The sequence below is a fragment of the Polystyrenella longa genome, assembly GCF_007750395.1.
Taxonomy (GTDB): Bacteria; Planctomycetota; Planctomycetia; order Planctomycetales; family Planctomycetaceae; genus Polystyrenella; species Polystyrenella longa.
Map to the genome: position 1 here is coordinate 4,889,743 of NZ_CP036281.1, position 16,370 is coordinate 4,906,112.

At 49.5% G+C, this 16,370-nt stretch carries 12 protein-coding genes and 1 tRNA gene; 5 read left to right on the forward strand and 8 right to left on the reverse strand.

Annotated elements, in window-relative coordinates:
- Window positions 1–51: 51 nt before the first annotated feature.
- The 3 genes from Pla110_RS18170 to Pla110_RS18180 all read right to left on the reverse strand — a co-directional run bounded on the left by Pla110_RS18170 (window position 52) and on the right by Pla110_RS18180 (window position 3,027).
- On the reverse strand, window positions 52–1,518 hold the full coding sequence (locus tag Pla110_RS18170; RefSeq protein WP_144997834.1) for a DMP19 family protein: 1,467 nt from the start codon (window positions 1,516–1,518) through the stop codon (window positions 52–54).
- Window positions 1,519–1,817: 299 nt separating this feature from the next.
- The gene (locus Pla110_RS18175; protein ID WP_261342282.1) at window positions 1,818–2,096 is read right to left on the reverse strand and encodes a transposase; all 279 of its coding nucleotides are present in this window, start codon (window positions 2,094–2,096) and stop codon (window positions 1,818–1,820) included.
- A 202-nt stretch (window positions 2,097–2,298) separates the two neighbouring features.
- On the reverse strand, window positions 2,299–3,027 hold the full coding sequence (locus tag Pla110_RS18180) for a metallophosphoesterase family protein (RefSeq protein ID WP_144997838.1): 729 nt from the start codon (window positions 3,025–3,027) through the stop codon (window positions 2,299–2,301).
- Window positions 3,028–3,472: 445 nt separating this feature from the next.
- Here Pla110_RS18180 and Pla110_RS18185 point away from each other — a divergent pair, with 445 nt between their 5' ends.
- Window positions 3,473–3,769, forward strand: a complete 297-nt coding sequence (locus tag Pla110_RS18185; protein ID WP_144997840.1) for a hypothetical protein — start codon at window positions 3,473–3,475, stop codon at window positions 3,767–3,769.
- A 416-nt stretch (window positions 3,770–4,185) separates the two neighbouring features.
- Window positions 4,186–7,137 carry a serine/threonine protein kinase gene (locus tag Pla110_RS18190; RefSeq protein WP_144997842.1) on the forward strand — a complete coding sequence of 984 codons (2,952 nt, stop codon included), beginning with the start codon at window positions 4,186–4,188 and terminating at the stop codon, window positions 7,135–7,137.
- On the opposite strand, the gene Pla110_RS18195 is transcribed toward Pla110_RS18190, so the two are convergent.
- Window positions 7,127–8,110, reverse strand: a complete 984-nt coding sequence (locus Pla110_RS18195; RefSeq protein ID WP_144997844.1) for an adenosine kinase — start codon at window positions 8,108–8,110, stop codon at window positions 7,127–7,129. The two genes, Pla110_RS18190 and Pla110_RS18195, sit on opposite strands and share 11 nt — an antisense overlap.
- A 247-nt stretch (window positions 8,111–8,357) precedes the next feature.
- Between Pla110_RS18195 and rdgB the strand changes: the two genes are divergently transcribed.
- On the forward strand, window positions 8,358–8,981 hold the full coding sequence (gene rdgB / locus Pla110_RS18200) for an RdgB/HAM1 family non-canonical purine NTP pyrophosphatase (RefSeq protein ID WP_144997846.1): 624 nt from the start codon (window positions 8,358–8,360) through the stop codon (window positions 8,979–8,981).
- Between the two features lie 174 nt (window positions 8,982–9,155).
- Complete coding sequence (locus Pla110_RS18205) at window positions 9,156–10,718, forward strand: DUF1570 domain-containing protein (RefSeq protein ID WP_197440275.1); 1,563 nt, start codon at window positions 9,156–9,158, stop codon at window positions 10,716–10,718.
- Window positions 10,719–10,761: 43 nt separating this feature from the next.
- On the opposite strand, the gene Pla110_RS18210 is transcribed toward Pla110_RS18205, so the two are convergent.
- Window positions 10,762–12,210, reverse strand: coding sequence for a sulfatase family protein (locus Pla110_RS18210; RefSeq protein ID WP_144997850.1), 1,449 nt, complete (start codon window positions 12,208–12,210; stop codon window positions 10,762–10,764).
- A 264-nt stretch (window positions 12,211–12,474) separates the two neighbouring features.
- Window positions 12,475–12,548 (reverse strand) — tRNA-Arg (locus Pla110_RS18215).
- A gap of 500 nt (window positions 12,549–13,048) precedes the next feature.
- On the opposite strand from Pla110_RS18215, the gene Pla110_RS18220 reads away from it, so the two are divergent.
- Window positions 13,049–14,560 carry a BBP7 family outer membrane beta-barrel protein gene (locus tag Pla110_RS18220; protein WP_197440276.1) on the forward strand — a complete coding sequence of 504 codons (1,512 nt, stop codon included), beginning with the start codon at window positions 13,049–13,051 and terminating at the stop codon, window positions 14,558–14,560.
- Between the two features lie 48 nt (window positions 14,561–14,608).
- Here Pla110_RS18220 and Pla110_RS18225 read toward each other — a convergent pair whose 3' ends face one another.
- Window positions 14,609–15,634 (reverse strand): YndJ family transporter, encoded by a 1,026-nt coding sequence (locus Pla110_RS18225; protein WP_197440277.1) that lies wholly within the window; start codon window positions 15,632–15,634, stop codon window positions 14,609–14,611.
- Between the two features lie 49 nt (window positions 15,635–15,683).
- Window positions 15,684–16,298 carry a DUF1990 domain-containing protein gene (locus Pla110_RS18230; RefSeq protein WP_144997855.1) on the reverse strand — a complete coding sequence of 205 codons (615 nt, stop codon included), beginning with the start codon at window positions 16,296–16,298 and terminating at the stop codon, window positions 15,684–15,686.
- Window positions 16,299–16,370: the final 72 nt, after the last annotated feature.

Consider the following 16,370-nt stretch of genomic DNA (forward strand, 5'->3'; position numbering starts at 1 on the left):
GAATTGCAGCGTTTTGAGTTCGGCTGAGTTTTTTTACGATACGGGCGAAACTCAATCGTCGGCTATAAAATGTCTTTTATGGGCGATCGCGAAGAGTGCAAGGAGCATTTCTGTATTCTCCTGGCAGTCATAATACTCATCGTTAAGTTTGTCGAGAATGTCTTCCTGTTTCTGAGAGAAATCTGCTAATTGCTCGTGACGAAGATCGTTGTCTTCCGAGGGACCAGCTTTTCCGAAGAGTGACAAGGCATTTCGTAGAATCGTAACACGGGAACTGGCACCAATCGCTTTCAAACCCGCATAAGCTGTTTTCCAGTTGTTACCTGTCGAGTTCACGAAGTATTGAGCATGCCCTCCATTTCGGACTTCTGCATCGTACATGAAAACCGCATAGTAAAACTTCTGCTGTTTAGTCAGGCCCTCGAATCCGCTCTCCTTCTTTGTTTCGAGAATAACATTGAATGGTTCCGTAATACCTTCGAGAATCCCAATCGCACGTGCCGCCGCCTCTTGTACTTTTTTGTGAGGGGAATTCAAGTCGTTGCGAAGATACTGTTCGGCCGACTGATCCGGGTTGAAGGCGTACGCATGAAGAGCTTCCGCATATTCATAATCGTGTGGGTACTTATCGACATTATGTTTTAACTGATTCATCAACGGTAGTAACTGAACCCTGGGTATCTGGTATTCAGCTTCGTTCAATGCCATGATTATGTAATGGAGTTGGCTGTTCTCTATTGTGAAATAATTACTCGACAGCAGAATTGGTACAGCTTTATCGGTATCAATATCCAGCAATAATCTGGGAGCTTCTCCACCAACAGATCTGTCTTTTCGGTTCAATAGTTTTATGAGACCCGGAAATATCCCTGTGAGAAACTCTTTACTGTTCGTCCCTTCCCTTATACCATTTCGAATGCCAATCATAGTGTGTGATCGGACATAGTCGTCCTCATCATCCAATGCTTTCAGTATTGTCGGGATGCAGGCTCCTGTTCCATGTTCGCTGATTTCTAAAGCAGCATACTTTCGGACATAGTTATCCTCATGATCGATAAATCGGGTTAATATCTTGACGGCTCTGTTCGCATCGTGGGGTATGAGTAAACTACAAATACGTTGCAGTGGAGTATCAGAACCAAACTTAAAGCCGTTAGGGTTGAATCTTTTTGCGACTCGTTGATTTTGTAGTGCCTTCATCAAAAAAGGGACGGCCTTTTTTCCAATGAGTTGTAGCTTATCGTAATTGAAGTCATGGTCATCTTCGATAAAAAGCCGATTGACTAATTTCTCAATATCGCGATCGGAAATGTTTTCAGGAACACGCAACGATTTTTTTGCCGCTTGCTGTGACTCCATAAATTCCGCATACTCATTTTTCATTTCCGGGTTTTTCACCCAGTCGCGAAACCCACCGTATTCTCCTTCCGATTTCCTGGAACGATTCAAATTAATCGTGACTCGATTGATGACAAAGAGCACAAAGGAGATTGATAATGCGATTAACAGGTAAATCATGATGAATGCTGAAAAACGATGATGTTAACTTGGCTGACAAGTAGATGAGCTATTCAACACGGGGTTACATTACGTCGTGATGAACTACGACATTTTACTCATTCTCGTATCGTAAAATACTCAGCAGACGTTGAAAACCACTGATTATAAGTGGTTGCGTTGGTGATGAGCAATGGTTTTCGAAAGAGATTTGTTTCGCGGTCCGAGGATTGTTGTCAAATTCGGTGCGAAAAGGATCTTCCGATCGCAACGGTAGCGGGAAATCACAACACGAGGACCGACATCTATTCGAGGCTGATTCAAGCTGCGTCGCGATAGTAACACTTGAGCAGCCCACCGAGACGTTCGCGGCATTCGACCTTGCCAGCGACGCATCTGACTTCATCAGGATCAATCAGCTGATTGTCGAGTCCCTGATGGTTCCGCTCGGAATGGTAATGGGCAACGTATTCCTTCAGCGCTCGTGCGAGTGAGTGCTCACCGAAGAAGATCATCTTTCTTAGGCACTCAGATTTCAGACTTCTCATAAATCGTTCGAGATACGCATTCATGTTCGGACTCTTCGGCGGAAGCAGCACCGGTTCGATTTCAGTCTATTCCTTCAGTAAAGAACGCAGTGGTTGAAAGGACGTGTCGCGATCAAGGATCAGGTGGGAAGCATTTTCCAGAAATCCATCGTCGCCAGTCAGGTTGCGTGCAACTTGTGTCACCCATTGTTTATTCGGGTTGGTAGTGATGCCTGCGATCTCGACTTTCCTTGACTTCGCGTTGATGAAATCGTTACTGCGCGTCAGCCTCTGTTCCCCGGAACGAGTCCGGGTGACCTCCCGAGCGTAAAAGCTGCTCGGTTAATTCAATCGCCCAGCGGTCGATTCCATTCACGCGCATGTTCTTGATGCTCTCTTCGATATTGTAAGTCACTCGCTTAAACATGACTTCGTTGTTTTCAATGATGACATAAGCAGCACGGGCATCACCATCTCGGGGTTGGCCCACACTTCCAGGATTGATGACCTGGGTGTCTCCGAGATCAAGATACATTGGATGATGCGTATGCCCGACGCAAACAAGATCAACATCCAACCCTTCCAGCCGATTTCGCCAGGCTGATTTATCCTCTCGTAGATATTCATCCATCGGGTCGCGCGGGGTTCCATGCACCACCAGAATTTTTAAACCGCCTATCTCCACTTGCTGCATTACAGGTAGTCGGGCGAGGTATTTCATCTGCGAAGGACGAAGTAAGTCCCAGTGAACGGGCCGCGTGGCTGCTGCCAACGCTCGAAAGCCTGCTCCCGACCGAGCTGCTACCCGTTGGGCGACGGCGTGATCATGATTTCCCCGCACAGCCACGGTCGCATTTTTACGCACCCATTCGATACAGGGGATCGGATTAGTTCCATAATCGACGATATCCCCCGCCACAATACAGGCGTCGAAATCCTCCTGGATCGCCGAAAGGGCAGACCAGTTCGAATGGATATCAGCAACCAGTAGAATACGAGACATGAGTTCCACATTTCAGTGAGGAATCTGGTGAAGGAGAGTGGGGATCGGCAGGGAGGATGATTAGTAAATACTGAACCAGAACTAATATACCCAGACAGGTGGGTAGGGAAGGTGATAACATCCATTCAAGGCGATATACACCCGCTAATAGAAACAAAGCGAGAAATACAAAGATTCAGCAATCTCAAACTGTACCGGATTTCGAATTTTCCTGTCCACCCTGTCTCGGAAATAGGAGTTTCAGAAAACGGGCGCAATTGTTCACTCCCCCTTGACCCGAGGGAATCGCATGAGGTCTAATAAATGGTCAGGTCTTATATGTTGGTAGATCCTCTCTTTAACAATCAAAACATTTCTTTGTGAACGTCTTCTTGCGGATTGATTTCCGCGGCCAGACTGTTGAAGGCCCCCCTCCGATAACCCCACAGACAAGGAGCCCGTTGCCATGGAGAACTATGACGCCATGACGTTGCGTGATCGGTTAACACTGGCCGAACGTCGAATTCGTGAATTGCGGGATCACTTGGAACGAGGATTTCTCCCGAAGGTTTCCGACACTGTCGAGCTGATCCATCCTTCGCGGAATGGGGTATTCCCGGAAACTGTTAAGGATGTCACCCTGAGGAACTCGGTCAAGAATCTGCTGGCGGCCGATGAATTCACGAATCAGTCTGCTGAAAAACTGGTTGCATTGTGTACTTCTGTGGAAGAAGAAATCGATCGCATCCTGGAAAATAAGTAGTGCCCTTGCTGTTTGAATTCCAGCCTAGAGCCTTCTGCTGATTTTACAGTCCATACCGGTATTGAGGGTTTTACTGATCGCACTGAATGCCAGACTTCATTAACGAGATGATCTAACGCTTGCACTTTCCATGCGAACTTGCAGCAGGGAAACGCCGTTTTAAATTTCAATCCCCCGTTATTTGCTGCTTGAACTCCCCTCCGCGTGACCTAAAATTGAGGAGACAGAGAAACTGCGCTTTGACTTGGCCTGACGACGGCCAGTCGATCTTCTATCACTTTTGATTGGGAAGGTCTTAATCTCGATTAATACAATCTTCGCTTGCTGCGTTGCTGCCAGCTGATCGAATCTCACCCACACGAAACCGGATCACCCACGATCCTGACCTCCTCTGAATATGACCTTCAGGTAAATTGATGCCCAACTCCTCCTTCGCCGATGGCTCTGATCCCCAACTTGATGAGGACCTTTCCTCTCAGGAAGGTGATGCGTCCACGGAACAATCTGAAGAGAAGGATGATCAACCCGCCAGCACGGTTAAATCAGATAAGCTGCTGGATGAGGTTAGCAATGAAGACGATGCTCCGTTGACCTACTCAACGCGAGAACAGGGTCTCGACCAGGATACGGTGCTACGGGTGCCTTCAACGGGCTCGTCAGTCAACGCTCCACCGCCGACCGATCCGATGCTTCCCACCGTATCGCCACTGGCCGATGGAGATATCTCACCCTCTGAAGTTCGTTTTCGTCTTTTCCCACGAGAGCAGGGTTTACCGGCCGATGCTCCCCTTCCCGAAACTGCGGGGATCGTCCTGGGGCACTTTCGTATAGAAGAACGAATTGGCGCGGGAGGCATGGGCGCCGTTTTCAGAGCGATTGATGAGCGGCTGCAACGAATCGTGGCACTCAAGGTCCTCTCACCCACACAGCTACATCAACCGGACGCCATTCAGCGGTTTCGCAATGAGGCCCGCTCGGCTGCCCGACTTGATCATGAAAACATTGCCCGTGTTTATTATTTCGGTGAAGAAAAAGGGGTTCACTTCATCGCATACGAGTACGTCATTGGACCGAACGTACGCCAACTCATCCATCAGGAAGGTCGATTGAAGCCAGCCGATGCCGTGTATTACACCCATCAGGTTGCTTCCGCATTAAATCACACTTCGGCTGCTGGTGTGATTCACCGCGATATTAAACCCTCCAACATCATCGTCACTCCGGCCGGAATGGCGAAACTCGTAGACCTGGGGCTGGCCCGACAAGAGTCGACAGAATCGCAAGGTGATTTAACAGTTGCCGGAACCACGCTCGGAACGTTTGACTATATCGCCCCTGAACAGGCGAAAGACCCTCGTTTCGTCGATGTTCGTGCCGACATTTATTCGCTCGGTTGTTCGCTTTACCACATGTTAACTGGAGAGCCTCCTTACCCAGGTGGCACGTTCGTCCAGAAGCTATTTCACCACGAATCAAAAGAAGTCCCCGATCCAGCGGACAAAGTTCCGAACCTGCCACCACTTCTGACTCACATTGTTCAGAAGATGATGGCCAGCGACCCGGCAGAACGCTACCCCACCCCCAATGAGCTGCTTCACGAACTGGAGCAAGTCGCGCAGCAACTCGGAATGCCGGGAGGCCCTTCGCGACCCTTTCGCCGATCCGCTCCAATCAGCAAACGACAGGCCCAATGGGAATCCTCTCTCAGCTGGATTTTTATGGCGATTCTGTTGATCGGTATGGTGATCATCATCGATGTCGTCTCCCAGAACGCCACGACTTTATCGCCGGAAGGATCTAATTCTGAACGAAACACGGCGATTCAACCCGAAGAGAAACCGGCAGTCGATCCACCTGATCCGGGTCCGGCGAGTACTCAGGCTATCGTCCCCGCTCCAAGCACCTCAGACGATACCAACAACAGTCTGAACATGCTCGCCAATGAGGACGACTCTAATATCCCGCGTGACATTAAACCTACTGACACGAATACTAATCCGCCTAAGACCAGTTCACCATCGAGACCACAAGACGTCAAGAAGCTATTTGTCCTTAAAAACAGCGATGGCGGAGCCGATGAAGCGTTCGCGACATTAGAGCAAGCTCTGGAGTTCTCTCCCAGAAATGGCGTGATTGAAATCGCCAGCAGCCCCGAGACTCCCATTGTGATCAACCAGCCTTTTCAACTGGTTAAAAAGTCGATCACCTTACGCTCGGCTTCCGGGACACGCCCCCGCATTCAATTCCGGTACGAATCAAAACGGTCCTCCAGCTACGAAGGGCTGATCGATCTGCGGGATAATTGCTCGTTAAGTCTCCACAACCTCGATCTGGAATTTCAGATTGATCCCTTGTTCTCAGATTCGGTTCCGACCTTGTTCACTCTGATGGGTAAAGGCAATTCGCTGCTCATGTCCGGTTGCAGCGTGACTGTTCTTAAGAGTGGTCTTAAGAAGGCAAGCATCGTCCGTGTTAAACGACCAACCGAATTGAACGATGTCAATACATTCACTCCTACGTTGGCGGTCGATCCGGATGCGAATAAAGCGGAGATTGAGATCTCCAGTTCCTTCTTCCGCGGACAGGCACGGCTTTTCCAGATTGATGTTGTTGTTCCGACACGGATAGCAATTAACAAAAGCGTAGTTGCCGCAGATACCGATACAATCTACCTGGAAAACAGTAATACGGGTGTATGGCCGTTATCCAATTTTGAAAAAGCACCGGAAGGAACGTCCTCTCTCGAACTCAATATCGCGCAGTCCACTTTTCTATGCGGCGGTCCATTTTTCAATCTCGATTGGACATTGGACAGCCTCGCTGAAATCCCACCGATGCAAATCCACTCCGCTAACAATGTTTTTATCTCACATCCGAGTGGCCACACATTCCTGCAAACGCACATCGTGGACAAGCAGCAAACGGTTAGCCTGATACATTTTCTTCCAGAACGATTGAAATGGAACGATCGGAAAGGTTCTGACTACTTCAGCGAATTCGGTAGCTATTTTGCAAACGAATATGGAGATCGAGAACCCTTTGCCTTTGACCCACCCATCTCTGATATTCAAGCGTGGCGAAGACTTTGGCGAAACGCGTCGGAACGTGAATTGACTTCTAAAGAAACGACCGTTCAGCCTAAGGGCGTTACTCCCAATATTCCCGTTGTCAATTTAACGCTGGAAGATTTTTTTCTAGAGGGGGAACCGGGCGAGAACTCCCCCGTTAAAGGGAGTTCCGACGGACAGAACGATGCCGGTGCTCCAATTAAAGAATTGATCGACTTGATGCCAACCATCAGTCCAACGTCGAAGCCTTCCGAAAAGCCCAATTCAGCCGGCGGCCGAAACCAGGCGGCTACTTCGTAAGTTCTTCAACTTCTTCCGCAGAGAATTTCTGCTCCATGCGGGCGCCCAATTGGCTTACGATTCGTGCTGCCGCATGCGACGCCAGGTGTCCCGCCAGTTTCCAATCCATGCCGTGGGTAATTCCATACAGCAGCCCTGCTGCATACATGTCACCAGCTCCGGTCGTGTCGATCGCTTTCGTGGAAACGCCTTCGACGGGAATGACTTCCCCTTCGTGCATAATAATCGAACCGTTCGGGCCCAAGGTCATCGCGACGTTCTCACACCGTTCGTGCAACCATTTAACGCACTCGACGGTATCGTCCAGCTGAGCGAGGCTTTTGGCTTCGTCTTCATTACAAAACAGCAAGTCGACAGAGTTTTCAATCAGCTCGATAAATTCGTCCCGAAACAAGTTGATGAGAAACGGATCAGAAACAGTGAACGCAACTTTCACTCCATTTTTCTTTGCCAATTCCATTGCCTTCAGTGCGGCTTTCTTCGGCTCTTCCTCTGTGAAGAGATAACCTTCAACATACACATAGGTCGCTTCTTTAATATGATCTTCCTGAATGTCATCGGGAGTCAATTTTGAAGAGACTCCTAATGTGGTCAACATGGTCCGTTCTGCATCTTCTGTGATAAGAATCACACAAGTACCACTGTGACCTTCCACATTCGGTGTCTCGATCGTGACTCCCAGTTCCCGCATGTCTTCGAGAAAGAAGCTACCGATCTCATCACTTCCCACCTTGCCTGCATAAGCGACCTTGCCCCCAAAGTCCGCGATACCAATGATCGTGTTCGCGGCGGACCCGCCTGCACAGCGATTTATCGGGACACCGGAGATAGCCCCGAGGACTCGTTCCTGAGTCTGCTCGTCGACCAAAGTCATGATTCCCTTTGAGAAATCGAGTGCCGTGAGAACCTCATCGCTCACCTGTGCCTGAATATCAACCAGAGCATTGCCCACACCGTACACGTCATACTTCATTCGATTTCATCCGTCTGTCAAATAATTGAGGGCCGCCCCGCGGCCGCGGTCAGTAATAAAGGTTCCGGGGCGATTCTAGTTTGTGGTCCTGCTGTTCAACAGACATACCGGTCGATTTGTCCGTCTACCCTTTGAATTCCCTGAAATTGCGGCGAGCTTGCTTTGGATCGACTTGGGATCGCTTGACAGTCCGGAACGAGAGCTGGAGACTGTTGATCTGATTCTCCCTTAAAAGAAAGCTTCCCAGATGAATGCCCAGTCTGCATCCAATCGCTTAATCATCGCCAGTCGAAACCAGAAGAAAACTGGAGAGATCCGCGACCTGCTGGCTCCGTGGAAGATCGAAGTCAAATCTGTCGGTGATTTTCCAGATGTTCCGAAGACAATCGAAGATGGGGAAACCTTTGCTGCGAACGCCGCTAAAAAAGCCGCGAAAGTCGCCACCGCCTTAAACTCGTGGGCACTGGGCGAAGATAGTGGATTGTGTGTCGCTGCGTTGGGAGGCGCTCCTGGCATCTATTCCGCTCGATTTTCGGGGGAAAACGCGAACGACGATCTGAATAACGCCAAACTACAGGAAGAATTGAAAAACGTCTCTGACGACAAGCGAAATGCCTTTTACATCTGCCATGTTGCTGTCTCCGACTCTGAAGGAAATGTTCAGCTCTCCATGGAAGCCGAGTGTCATGGGCGGATTACGCGGGATCCTAGGGGAACCAATGGGTTTGGATACGACCCGTATTTTCTGATTCCCGAATACGGACGTACGTTTGGCGAATTCAAACCGATCGTCAAAAGGCAGATCAGTCATCGGGCACGGGCGTTTAGACAATTACTTCCAAAACTGGTTTCCCTGCTTAAACAGCAATAACTGGCTGAGAAAAAGCTTGAAATTTCGGTCTTTCTGCTTACCCCGTTGGTGCGGTAAAATAGCAGAACTTCCAACCCGATATTCACGCCGAATTCAATCTGAGCCTGTCATATGCTTTTAATGCGGAACCGTTTCACGCAGCCCCTTCGAACAGTAGCCAGTCATCGAATCACGATGCTGTTCATCTTGATCTGTCTGTTCTCTTCACTCGTCGCCGAGGCCGCCAGTCCGCGAACGTTGGAAATGATCCGGGCCGAGCACCTGGAGTTACAGGAGAAGGCGACTTTCTCGCTTCAGAAAATGGGAGAACAGCTGGAAGTCCTTCAGGCTCCTGAGTTAGCTGCCCGCATGTTCAAGCTGGCCAAGCCGGCCAAACTTTCAATGAACAGAGTCGTATCCCTACAAAAGGAAATGCAGCCTGAACTCGATCCTGATCTTCCGCGTGAAGTCTACGCCATTTTGAAGATACAACGGGAATTCAGCCAGACACACGCCAATCGCTTGTATGTTTTAGCACGACGAGCATCCAAAATCGGGTATCCGGCCTATGCCTACGGAATTATTCAGGAAGTACTCCGCTTCGATCCCGATCATCAAGTCAGTCGTAAGATCATGGGTTACGAGCGATACGACAGCCAATGGTTAACGCCGTTTGAAAAACGAATGGCGAAGAATAATTTCATCGAACACGACCAGTTCGGTTGGGTCAAAGAGGCCCATGTCGCCAGGTACGAAGCAGGGGAGCGGTTTTATGACAACCGCTGGATTTCGGCTGCGCGTGAGCAGGAAATGCGGCGCGATCTCAGCAATGCCTGGACGATTGAAAGCGAACATTTCGTCATCAAGACGAATCATAGCCACGAACGAGGGGTCGATATCTCCCGTAAGTTGGAGAATTTCCATCGATTTTTCTACCAGACGTTCCACTCGTTTTTCACGACCCCCCAGCAGATGGAACAGCTATTCGATAATTCATCACGTAACCTGAGTCGTAGCCTGGGTGAACGGCATCAAGTCTTTTTTTTCAATTCGAAGGACGAATATGTCGCGCATCTGGCTCGCAAGATTCCGGGAATGATTATCAACGAGGCTGGTCAGCGAGTCCCTAAAATATCTATTACCAATGGACTGTACCTGACAGCGGATCAAATTTCGTATTTTTACCATGACCCGAATGCGCGGGACGACTCTGTGCTCTACCATGAAGCCACGCATCAAATCTTCTTTGAAAGTGCTCCCCGCCGCCGACAAGTTGCCGAGAAAGAGCACTTCTGGCTGATGGAAGGCATTGCGTGTTACATGGAGTCTTTCGAATTGCAGGACGACGATACCTGGACCGTTGGAAACATCCTTCACGATCGCTTTTATGCATCGCGCGTCCGACTCCTGGAAGACAATCATTATATTCCACTTCAACAATTCTGCGGCATGAGTCTCTATCAGTTTCAGGGGCACCCTCGATTGGCCTGGAACTATTCTCAAGCTTCCGGGTTAACACACTTCCTGATGCACTATGAAGATGGGCTCTACCGCGATGCGTTAATAGAACATCTCGTTCAGATTTATAACGCAGCCGGTGCCCGTCCGCGTCCAGTCGCCAATCTGTCACAGCTGACCCAAACCAGCTACGAAGAACTCGACCGCCAATACGCCGAATACATCAAAGTCCAGTCGATCGAAGAAAAAGAACTCCTGAAAGAACTGCAATTCAACCCCCAAATCAAAGACCTGAATTAACTAGACTTCTTGAGAGCGATTGTATTCAAGCGGTTCCCACCGGTTAGAAATCCTGGAAGGGGCGGCGGGGTTCGCTGGCATTCATTTCGGCTTTCCAGGCTTTGAATCGGGCCTGAAGATGGGAGAGTACTTCCGGGTGTTCTTCGGAAAGATCCCGTTGCTCGCCGATGTCGGTGCTGAGATCATAGAGACCTTTTCCTTTACGGGAAGCGACCCATTTGTATTTGCCGACGCGGGCCGCCCGATCGTTGCGGCGTTCCCAGAACATTTCCTGACGGGGAGAGGTCTCTTCCCCCGACAGCACAGAGAGCATGTCGAACCCGTCATATGTGACTCCTTCCGGCAGTTCCGCACTCGCAAGTTGGACGAAGGTTGGGAACAATTCCAGTGCTGTAAGAAAATCGTCGTTCACCGTTCCAGCTGGAATGACTTTCGGGTAACGGGCGATAAAGGGAACACGAATTCCCCCCTCAAACATCTGCCCTTTGAAACCTCGCAGTGGACTGTTATCAGCCGCCCCAGAACCTCCGTTATCTGAGAAGAAGATGACCAGTGTTTCCTCGCGCAATTGATGTTCATCCAAAGCCGCGAGAACTTCACCAATCGCATCATCCATTGAGGTGACGGCTGCGAGGTATTCCAGTCGGCGTTTTTCTTTCGAAGGAACCTGAGCCGGTTTTCCGTACCGTGTCCCCTCGGTTAATGTATCCTTCAGGTGAGGGTACATCGTTTTGTATTTTTTTGGAGCCTGTGCAGCTCCTCGAATCGCCGGATCCAGATTCGAAGCACCGTGTGGCGCGTTAAAGGGAAGATACAAAAAGAACGGGTTCGCTTTATTCTTTTCGATGAACTGAATCGCCTCTCGTTTAAAGAGATCAGTCGCATAGGTCCCTTTATCTTCTGTAGTCGGGGTGTTTTGCCGAAACATCGAAGGGATGCCGTAACGCTCATGAGTAAAATAGTCGATCCCCGTATTCGTCAGTCCGTAAAATTCATCGAAGCCATTTTGAAGTGGAAGATATCGCTGCAGTTGTCCCCCGTCCCATTTGCCAAAGATACCGTTCTGGTATCCCTGCTCTTTTAAAACATCGGATATCATGATTTCCCGAACGTCCATTCCCAGAATTCGCTCTGGAGAGACTGCGTATTCCGCTGCGGGAATCTTACGCCCGAAATCGGCAACGTCGTTGCGGATCATGTCGTAGAGACCGTTTCGCTGAGGGTACCGGCCAGTCAAGATGCTTCCCCGAGAGGGGGTACAGGCGGGCCAGGTCACATAGAAGCTGGTGCAACGGACTCCGTCCGCCGCCAACTGGTCAAGGTGAGGCGTAAGAACTTCATCCGATCCCGCGCACCCCAGATCCTGATAACCCTGATCATCGCTGACAATGAGCACGATATTGGGCAACCGTTCCGCTCCCGACGTTTGAGATAGCGAGCAGAACATCAGCAACAGAGAAAAGAGGCAGGCGCAACCAGTCCGGATAAGCATGTCGGAAAACCTTTGTGATAGATGAACTGATCGGAGTTAACACGTCAGTTTTATCATCAAAGGAGGGCAGTCCTCTGTCAAGCACGGAGAAAGTCGGGCACTCAGAAGAAAGACGAAGGCTGAGGAGATAGACGAATCAATCAGAGATTGGTTACTGCAGAGAAAGCGTCACTAAGAGCAATTGGAGAAATCAAAAAGAGTCAGTGATTCGACTTCTCGACTGATCAGATTCAAAACGCCGTCGTCAGCAGGCGAGTTGAAAAGCACCCCGGGCAGGATTCGAACCTGCGACCCTCGGTTTAGAAGACCGATGCTCTATCCAGCTGAGCTACCGGGGCTTGAAACAGAAAACGAACTCCAAGCCCGCTTTCCTTCGATCAGTGCAGAGTCTATCAAATCGTATTTCGACCGCAAAGGGGCAACTCGGAATTACAACCTCAATTCCCCGAGTGGAGACATGAAAGTTGAGCAATTCCCCCCCCTGACTTCGTTTACGACAGGGCATGAGATCAACGGGTTCGCCTGTCCTCTAATGAAGCCGCTCGTCCCCCAATGTGACGCCTCAAGTCGCTTTCGTCTTGATGCTTCGCGCGCGAGGGGTAGTTCTTCAGGGACAAATTTACGTTTCTCGTGCAAGAATCCAGACTTAGATCAAGCCCTATTCGCGGCATAATCGTGATATTTTGACATTCGTCGTAAGATTGGCAATAGCGTTACAACCGGAACAGCCGATACGACTGGTACGACCGATTATCACATTCGAGGCGTCGGTTTGCACGGAGATTAACACGTTATGAAACTGGAATGGGCAGTGGGTTTGACGACCAGGATACCAAATATGGCCAGTCGCCTTTTAAAAATGATCTTACTTTGTACCGCCGGCATCGCTTTAAGCAGCGAAGCTTGGGCTCAGGGACCAGCCATGAATGGCTATGGCCCCCCGGAGCAGGTCCATTTACCGACTTGGAATGATCTCGAGGATCCCAACCATTGGAATCAACTTCCGCTGGGAACGGGACAACCTGTGGCTTCTGGCTACAGTCAAAGCTCGATGGCCCCGCCGATGCTTCCACCGCACATGCAACCGATGGGACCCGGGCACCAACCGGGAATGTCGTACCATCAAGGTTCGACGGTAACATCACGAGCCGCCGATTACACCATGGATGATCCTTGGGACCAACCCAGCGAGTTTGAAAGATTCCTGGGAGCGGTCGTAAAGAATTCCTGGTTCCGAGCAGACTACTTGCTCTGGTCGATGGATGGACCTGGAAACAAAGTCGTCGGTAATCCTCTGGTTTCTGGAGACCTAGTCTCTGACGTCGTCATTTCTACCGACAACGTTTTTGACTCCCGCGAGTATTTCACTTGGTACAATCTGGCTGACGATGACGTCACGGTCGTTCCATTTGCTGTAAGCCGAGCCCTCGACCTTGAAGGAATCAGCTTTAGTGATAAGAGCGGATTTCGAGGTACCCTAGGTGTTCCTTTGACATCGGGCGAATTTCAAATCAGTAGCTTTATCGTTGGACAGGCAGCTGATAATGTGTACGGAACTGATATTCCTGCTGAGTTAGGAATATTTACCACAGGTCCCAGAATCGATCTCGGTTACGTCGATTATGTTCCACTTCCTAAATATTATAATCTTCCCGTTACCGTTAACGGTCAAATTGCTTCCCCTATCGCTCCCCAATTGGTTTATGACGAGATGCGAATCCGCATGACGAATAACGTCTGGGGAGGAGATGCCAAGTACCTAATTGACTTGCCTAATCAAAAACAATATGGATTAGTGGCACGGCCATTAGTAGGGGCGATGTACCTTGCTATTCATGAAAACATATCCACGGACGCAATTCGTGACAACCGATATAACGTATGGGCCACTACTGGCGAATTACACATGAGTCAGGACTCCTTCAACAATATTTATGGTGCAACATTGGGGCTTAACCTCGAGTTTCGCCACGAATACTTTACTCTGGGTGTTGAGCCCAAAGGCCTGATTGGTTTTAACACCTATCGAACCCGTGTCAGAACCGAGGACCTCGCCTTTGACGGTGAGAAATATTCTGTGCAAGAAACTAAGACGGAATACTCTCCGCTGATCGACCTACAGGTTTATGCCAGGGCACATCTCACAGAACGATTCTCCGTTTTCTTCGGCTATGATTTGAAATATGCCATGAAGGTCGCCCGACCCGCAAATCAAACCCGCTATAATGTAATTGGTACATCTGATGAAACTGGATCAGTAGCGGAACAGACCGACTTCTCCATCTCTTCCAGCTTGGACCAATTCAAAGTGGATGGCCTGACCATTGGTGGCGAATTCCGCTTCCATTAAAAAAGGCATTGTCGAAGACGTGCAGCGACGTTCGTAAGTGAAGTCAATTCATAATCCCTCGTTCGGAGTAGCCCTCTGAACGAGGGATTTTTTGTATATCGACCTGTCGTTAAGCATCCACCCCAGCAGACCGCAAAAACAGAAACCAAACGCATTCAGCGATCCATGCCAAGAAATCATAGTAGGAATAGAGATCCACGCGATTTCATAGAATTCGCCGACCGCATAAACCATCGCCATCGGCATGGAAACCAGAAGTGAGCATGCGGAGATCATCAAAAGCGAAGAAACCAGAGGTTGATGTCGACGGAACGAGAAAGCGGTGAATAATTGCTGGCATGCAAATGCCATTAACATAGTGCTCAACAGAAGTGCGCTGACACATTCGATAAGGGGAAAACCAGCAATCCCCAAACCGACCAGAGGAATGCTGGCCAGAATCGACAGGCAGAGAATGTTAAGAGTCGTTGAGGAATATACTTTTTGGAGCTGTGCCAATAGAATCGGCAACACCAACCCGGCAAACTGAAAATGCAGAGCAGTTAATAAAATGATTCCCAATGGGAGTCCGAACAAAGATATCTCAAATTTCCACAGAAAAAGTGACACGGCGGAAACGGGATAATAGAATTGTCCCGCCACGAGTAAACAGAGAGTCGTGCTCCATTGGCGTTCAACCAGACTCGCCAATCCATGCAGAGAGAACAGCATAGTCAACACTGCGAATGGCACGAGTAATAGCACAATCAACCGCCAATCACTCACTATCAACGCGACGGCCAAAAATGAAAAAGCAGGAAACCAAACCAGGCGAATCATCCGTAAGAGGAATGGTTCCCACTTTAATTTCGAGGGTTCATCCTTCATCTTATTAAGGACATCACGGAAAGGAATTTCTGCAAGTGTTCGCGATAAAAGTTCAATGATGATCGGAATTGATAAACCCACACCCGCCAGCAGGATTAACTCGACCAGTTCCAGACGTCGCGATGCGACGAGCGCTACCCAGATCAAAATAATCAACAGAACTCGTTTGCCGGGAAATCTTCGGGCGGGATTATTTGTGGATGGCATTCGTTCTCTCAGACTAACCAAGCGGTGGGCGAAACAATTTTCGCCATGATTATTCAGCAGGCACGGGTGAAGGAGGAACTTGGTTTTCGGTTTGAATGGCTCGTTGAATTGCCTCAACCGACAATCGCCGGAAGCGTTTTTGAACGCTCCGAAAGTAGGGGGCAGCCAGTCGGGCGAACAGATGATGTGGACGGGAATAGACTTCGATTTCATAACTGATTTTGCCGCTCGATAGATTGTAGCGGAGTAGAAATCGCTCCTCGCCACAGGCCACGTGCCCCGGCAAAGTGGCATAGGAGAACCCAAATTGGCGTTCCCCATCGACTTCGTCATCAATGACTTCGAAAATTCGGCAGGCGTTGTAGGTCCACAAACCTCCGCCCCGGGCGACAATCGCGACGATGTTCCCCACTTCCATCCCCTCGTGCAGAGGGATTAAGTCCACCATTTCCGGCGGGAACATCTTCCATTCCTGAAAAGCAGCCTGCCCAGTACGAAAATTCTGTTCACCAGCCCCTACCTCTACTTTAACATGGTCATGTCGGAAACCCGGCATATCTTCGCGGCTCAACAATGGGTGCCCGTCGTAATTGAAACCGGAGTTCTGAAAGGAATGCAGCAGACCCTGAACAGTTTCCCTGTTAGGCCGAGTCAGTTGAAACATAAAACTTTTTCCGAAAGAATGGTTCCGATGAATGCGTTCGAGGCATCTCTACTTAAAAGACTAACCGCCGTA

What these genes read in the sequence shown, in the direction of transcription:
- rdgB (WP_144997846.1), top strand. Translation starts at nt 8,358, where the DNA reads ATGAATGCCCAGTCTGCATCCAATCGCTTAATCATCGCCAGTCGAAAC.
- Pla110_RS18185 (WP_144997840.1), top strand. Translation starts at nt 3,473, where the DNA reads ATGGAGAACTATGACGCCATGACGTTGCGTGATCGGTTAACACTGGCC.
- Pla110_RS18190 (WP_144997842.1), top strand. Translation starts at nt 4,186, where the DNA reads ATGCCCAACTCCTCCTTCGCCGATGGCTCTGATCCCCAACTTGATGAG.
- Pla110_RS18170 (WP_144997834.1), bottom strand. Translation starts at nt 1,518, where the DNA reads ATGATTTACCTGTTAATCGCATTATCAATCTCCTTTGTGCTCTTTGTC.
- Pla110_RS18225 (WP_197440277.1), bottom strand. Translation starts at nt 15,634, where the DNA reads ATGCCATCCACAAATAATCCCGCCCGAAGATTTCCCGGCAAACGAGTT.
- Pla110_RS18180 (WP_144997838.1), bottom strand. Translation starts at nt 3,027, where the DNA reads ATGTCTCGTATTCTACTGGTTGCTGATATCCATTCGAACTGGTCTGCC.
- Pla110_RS18195 (WP_144997844.1), bottom strand. Translation starts at nt 8,110, where the DNA reads ATGAAGTATGACGTGTACGGTGTGGGCAATGCTCTGGTTGATATTCAG.
- Pla110_RS18210 (WP_144997850.1), bottom strand. Translation starts at nt 12,210, where the DNA reads ATGCTTATCCGGACTGGTTGCGCCTGCCTCTTTTCTCTGTTGCTGATG.
- Pla110_RS18230 (WP_144997855.1), bottom strand. Translation starts at nt 16,298, where the DNA reads ATGTTTCAACTGACTCGGCCTAACAGGGAAACTGTTCAGGGTCTGCTG.
- Pla110_RS18220 (WP_197440276.1), top strand. Translation starts at nt 13,049, where the DNA reads ATGGCCAGTCGCCTTTTAAAAATGATCTTACTTTGTACCGCCGGCATC.
- Pla110_RS18205 (WP_197440275.1), top strand. Translation starts at nt 9,156, where the DNA reads ATGCTGTTCATCTTGATCTGTCTGTTCTCTTCACTCGTCGCCGAGGCC.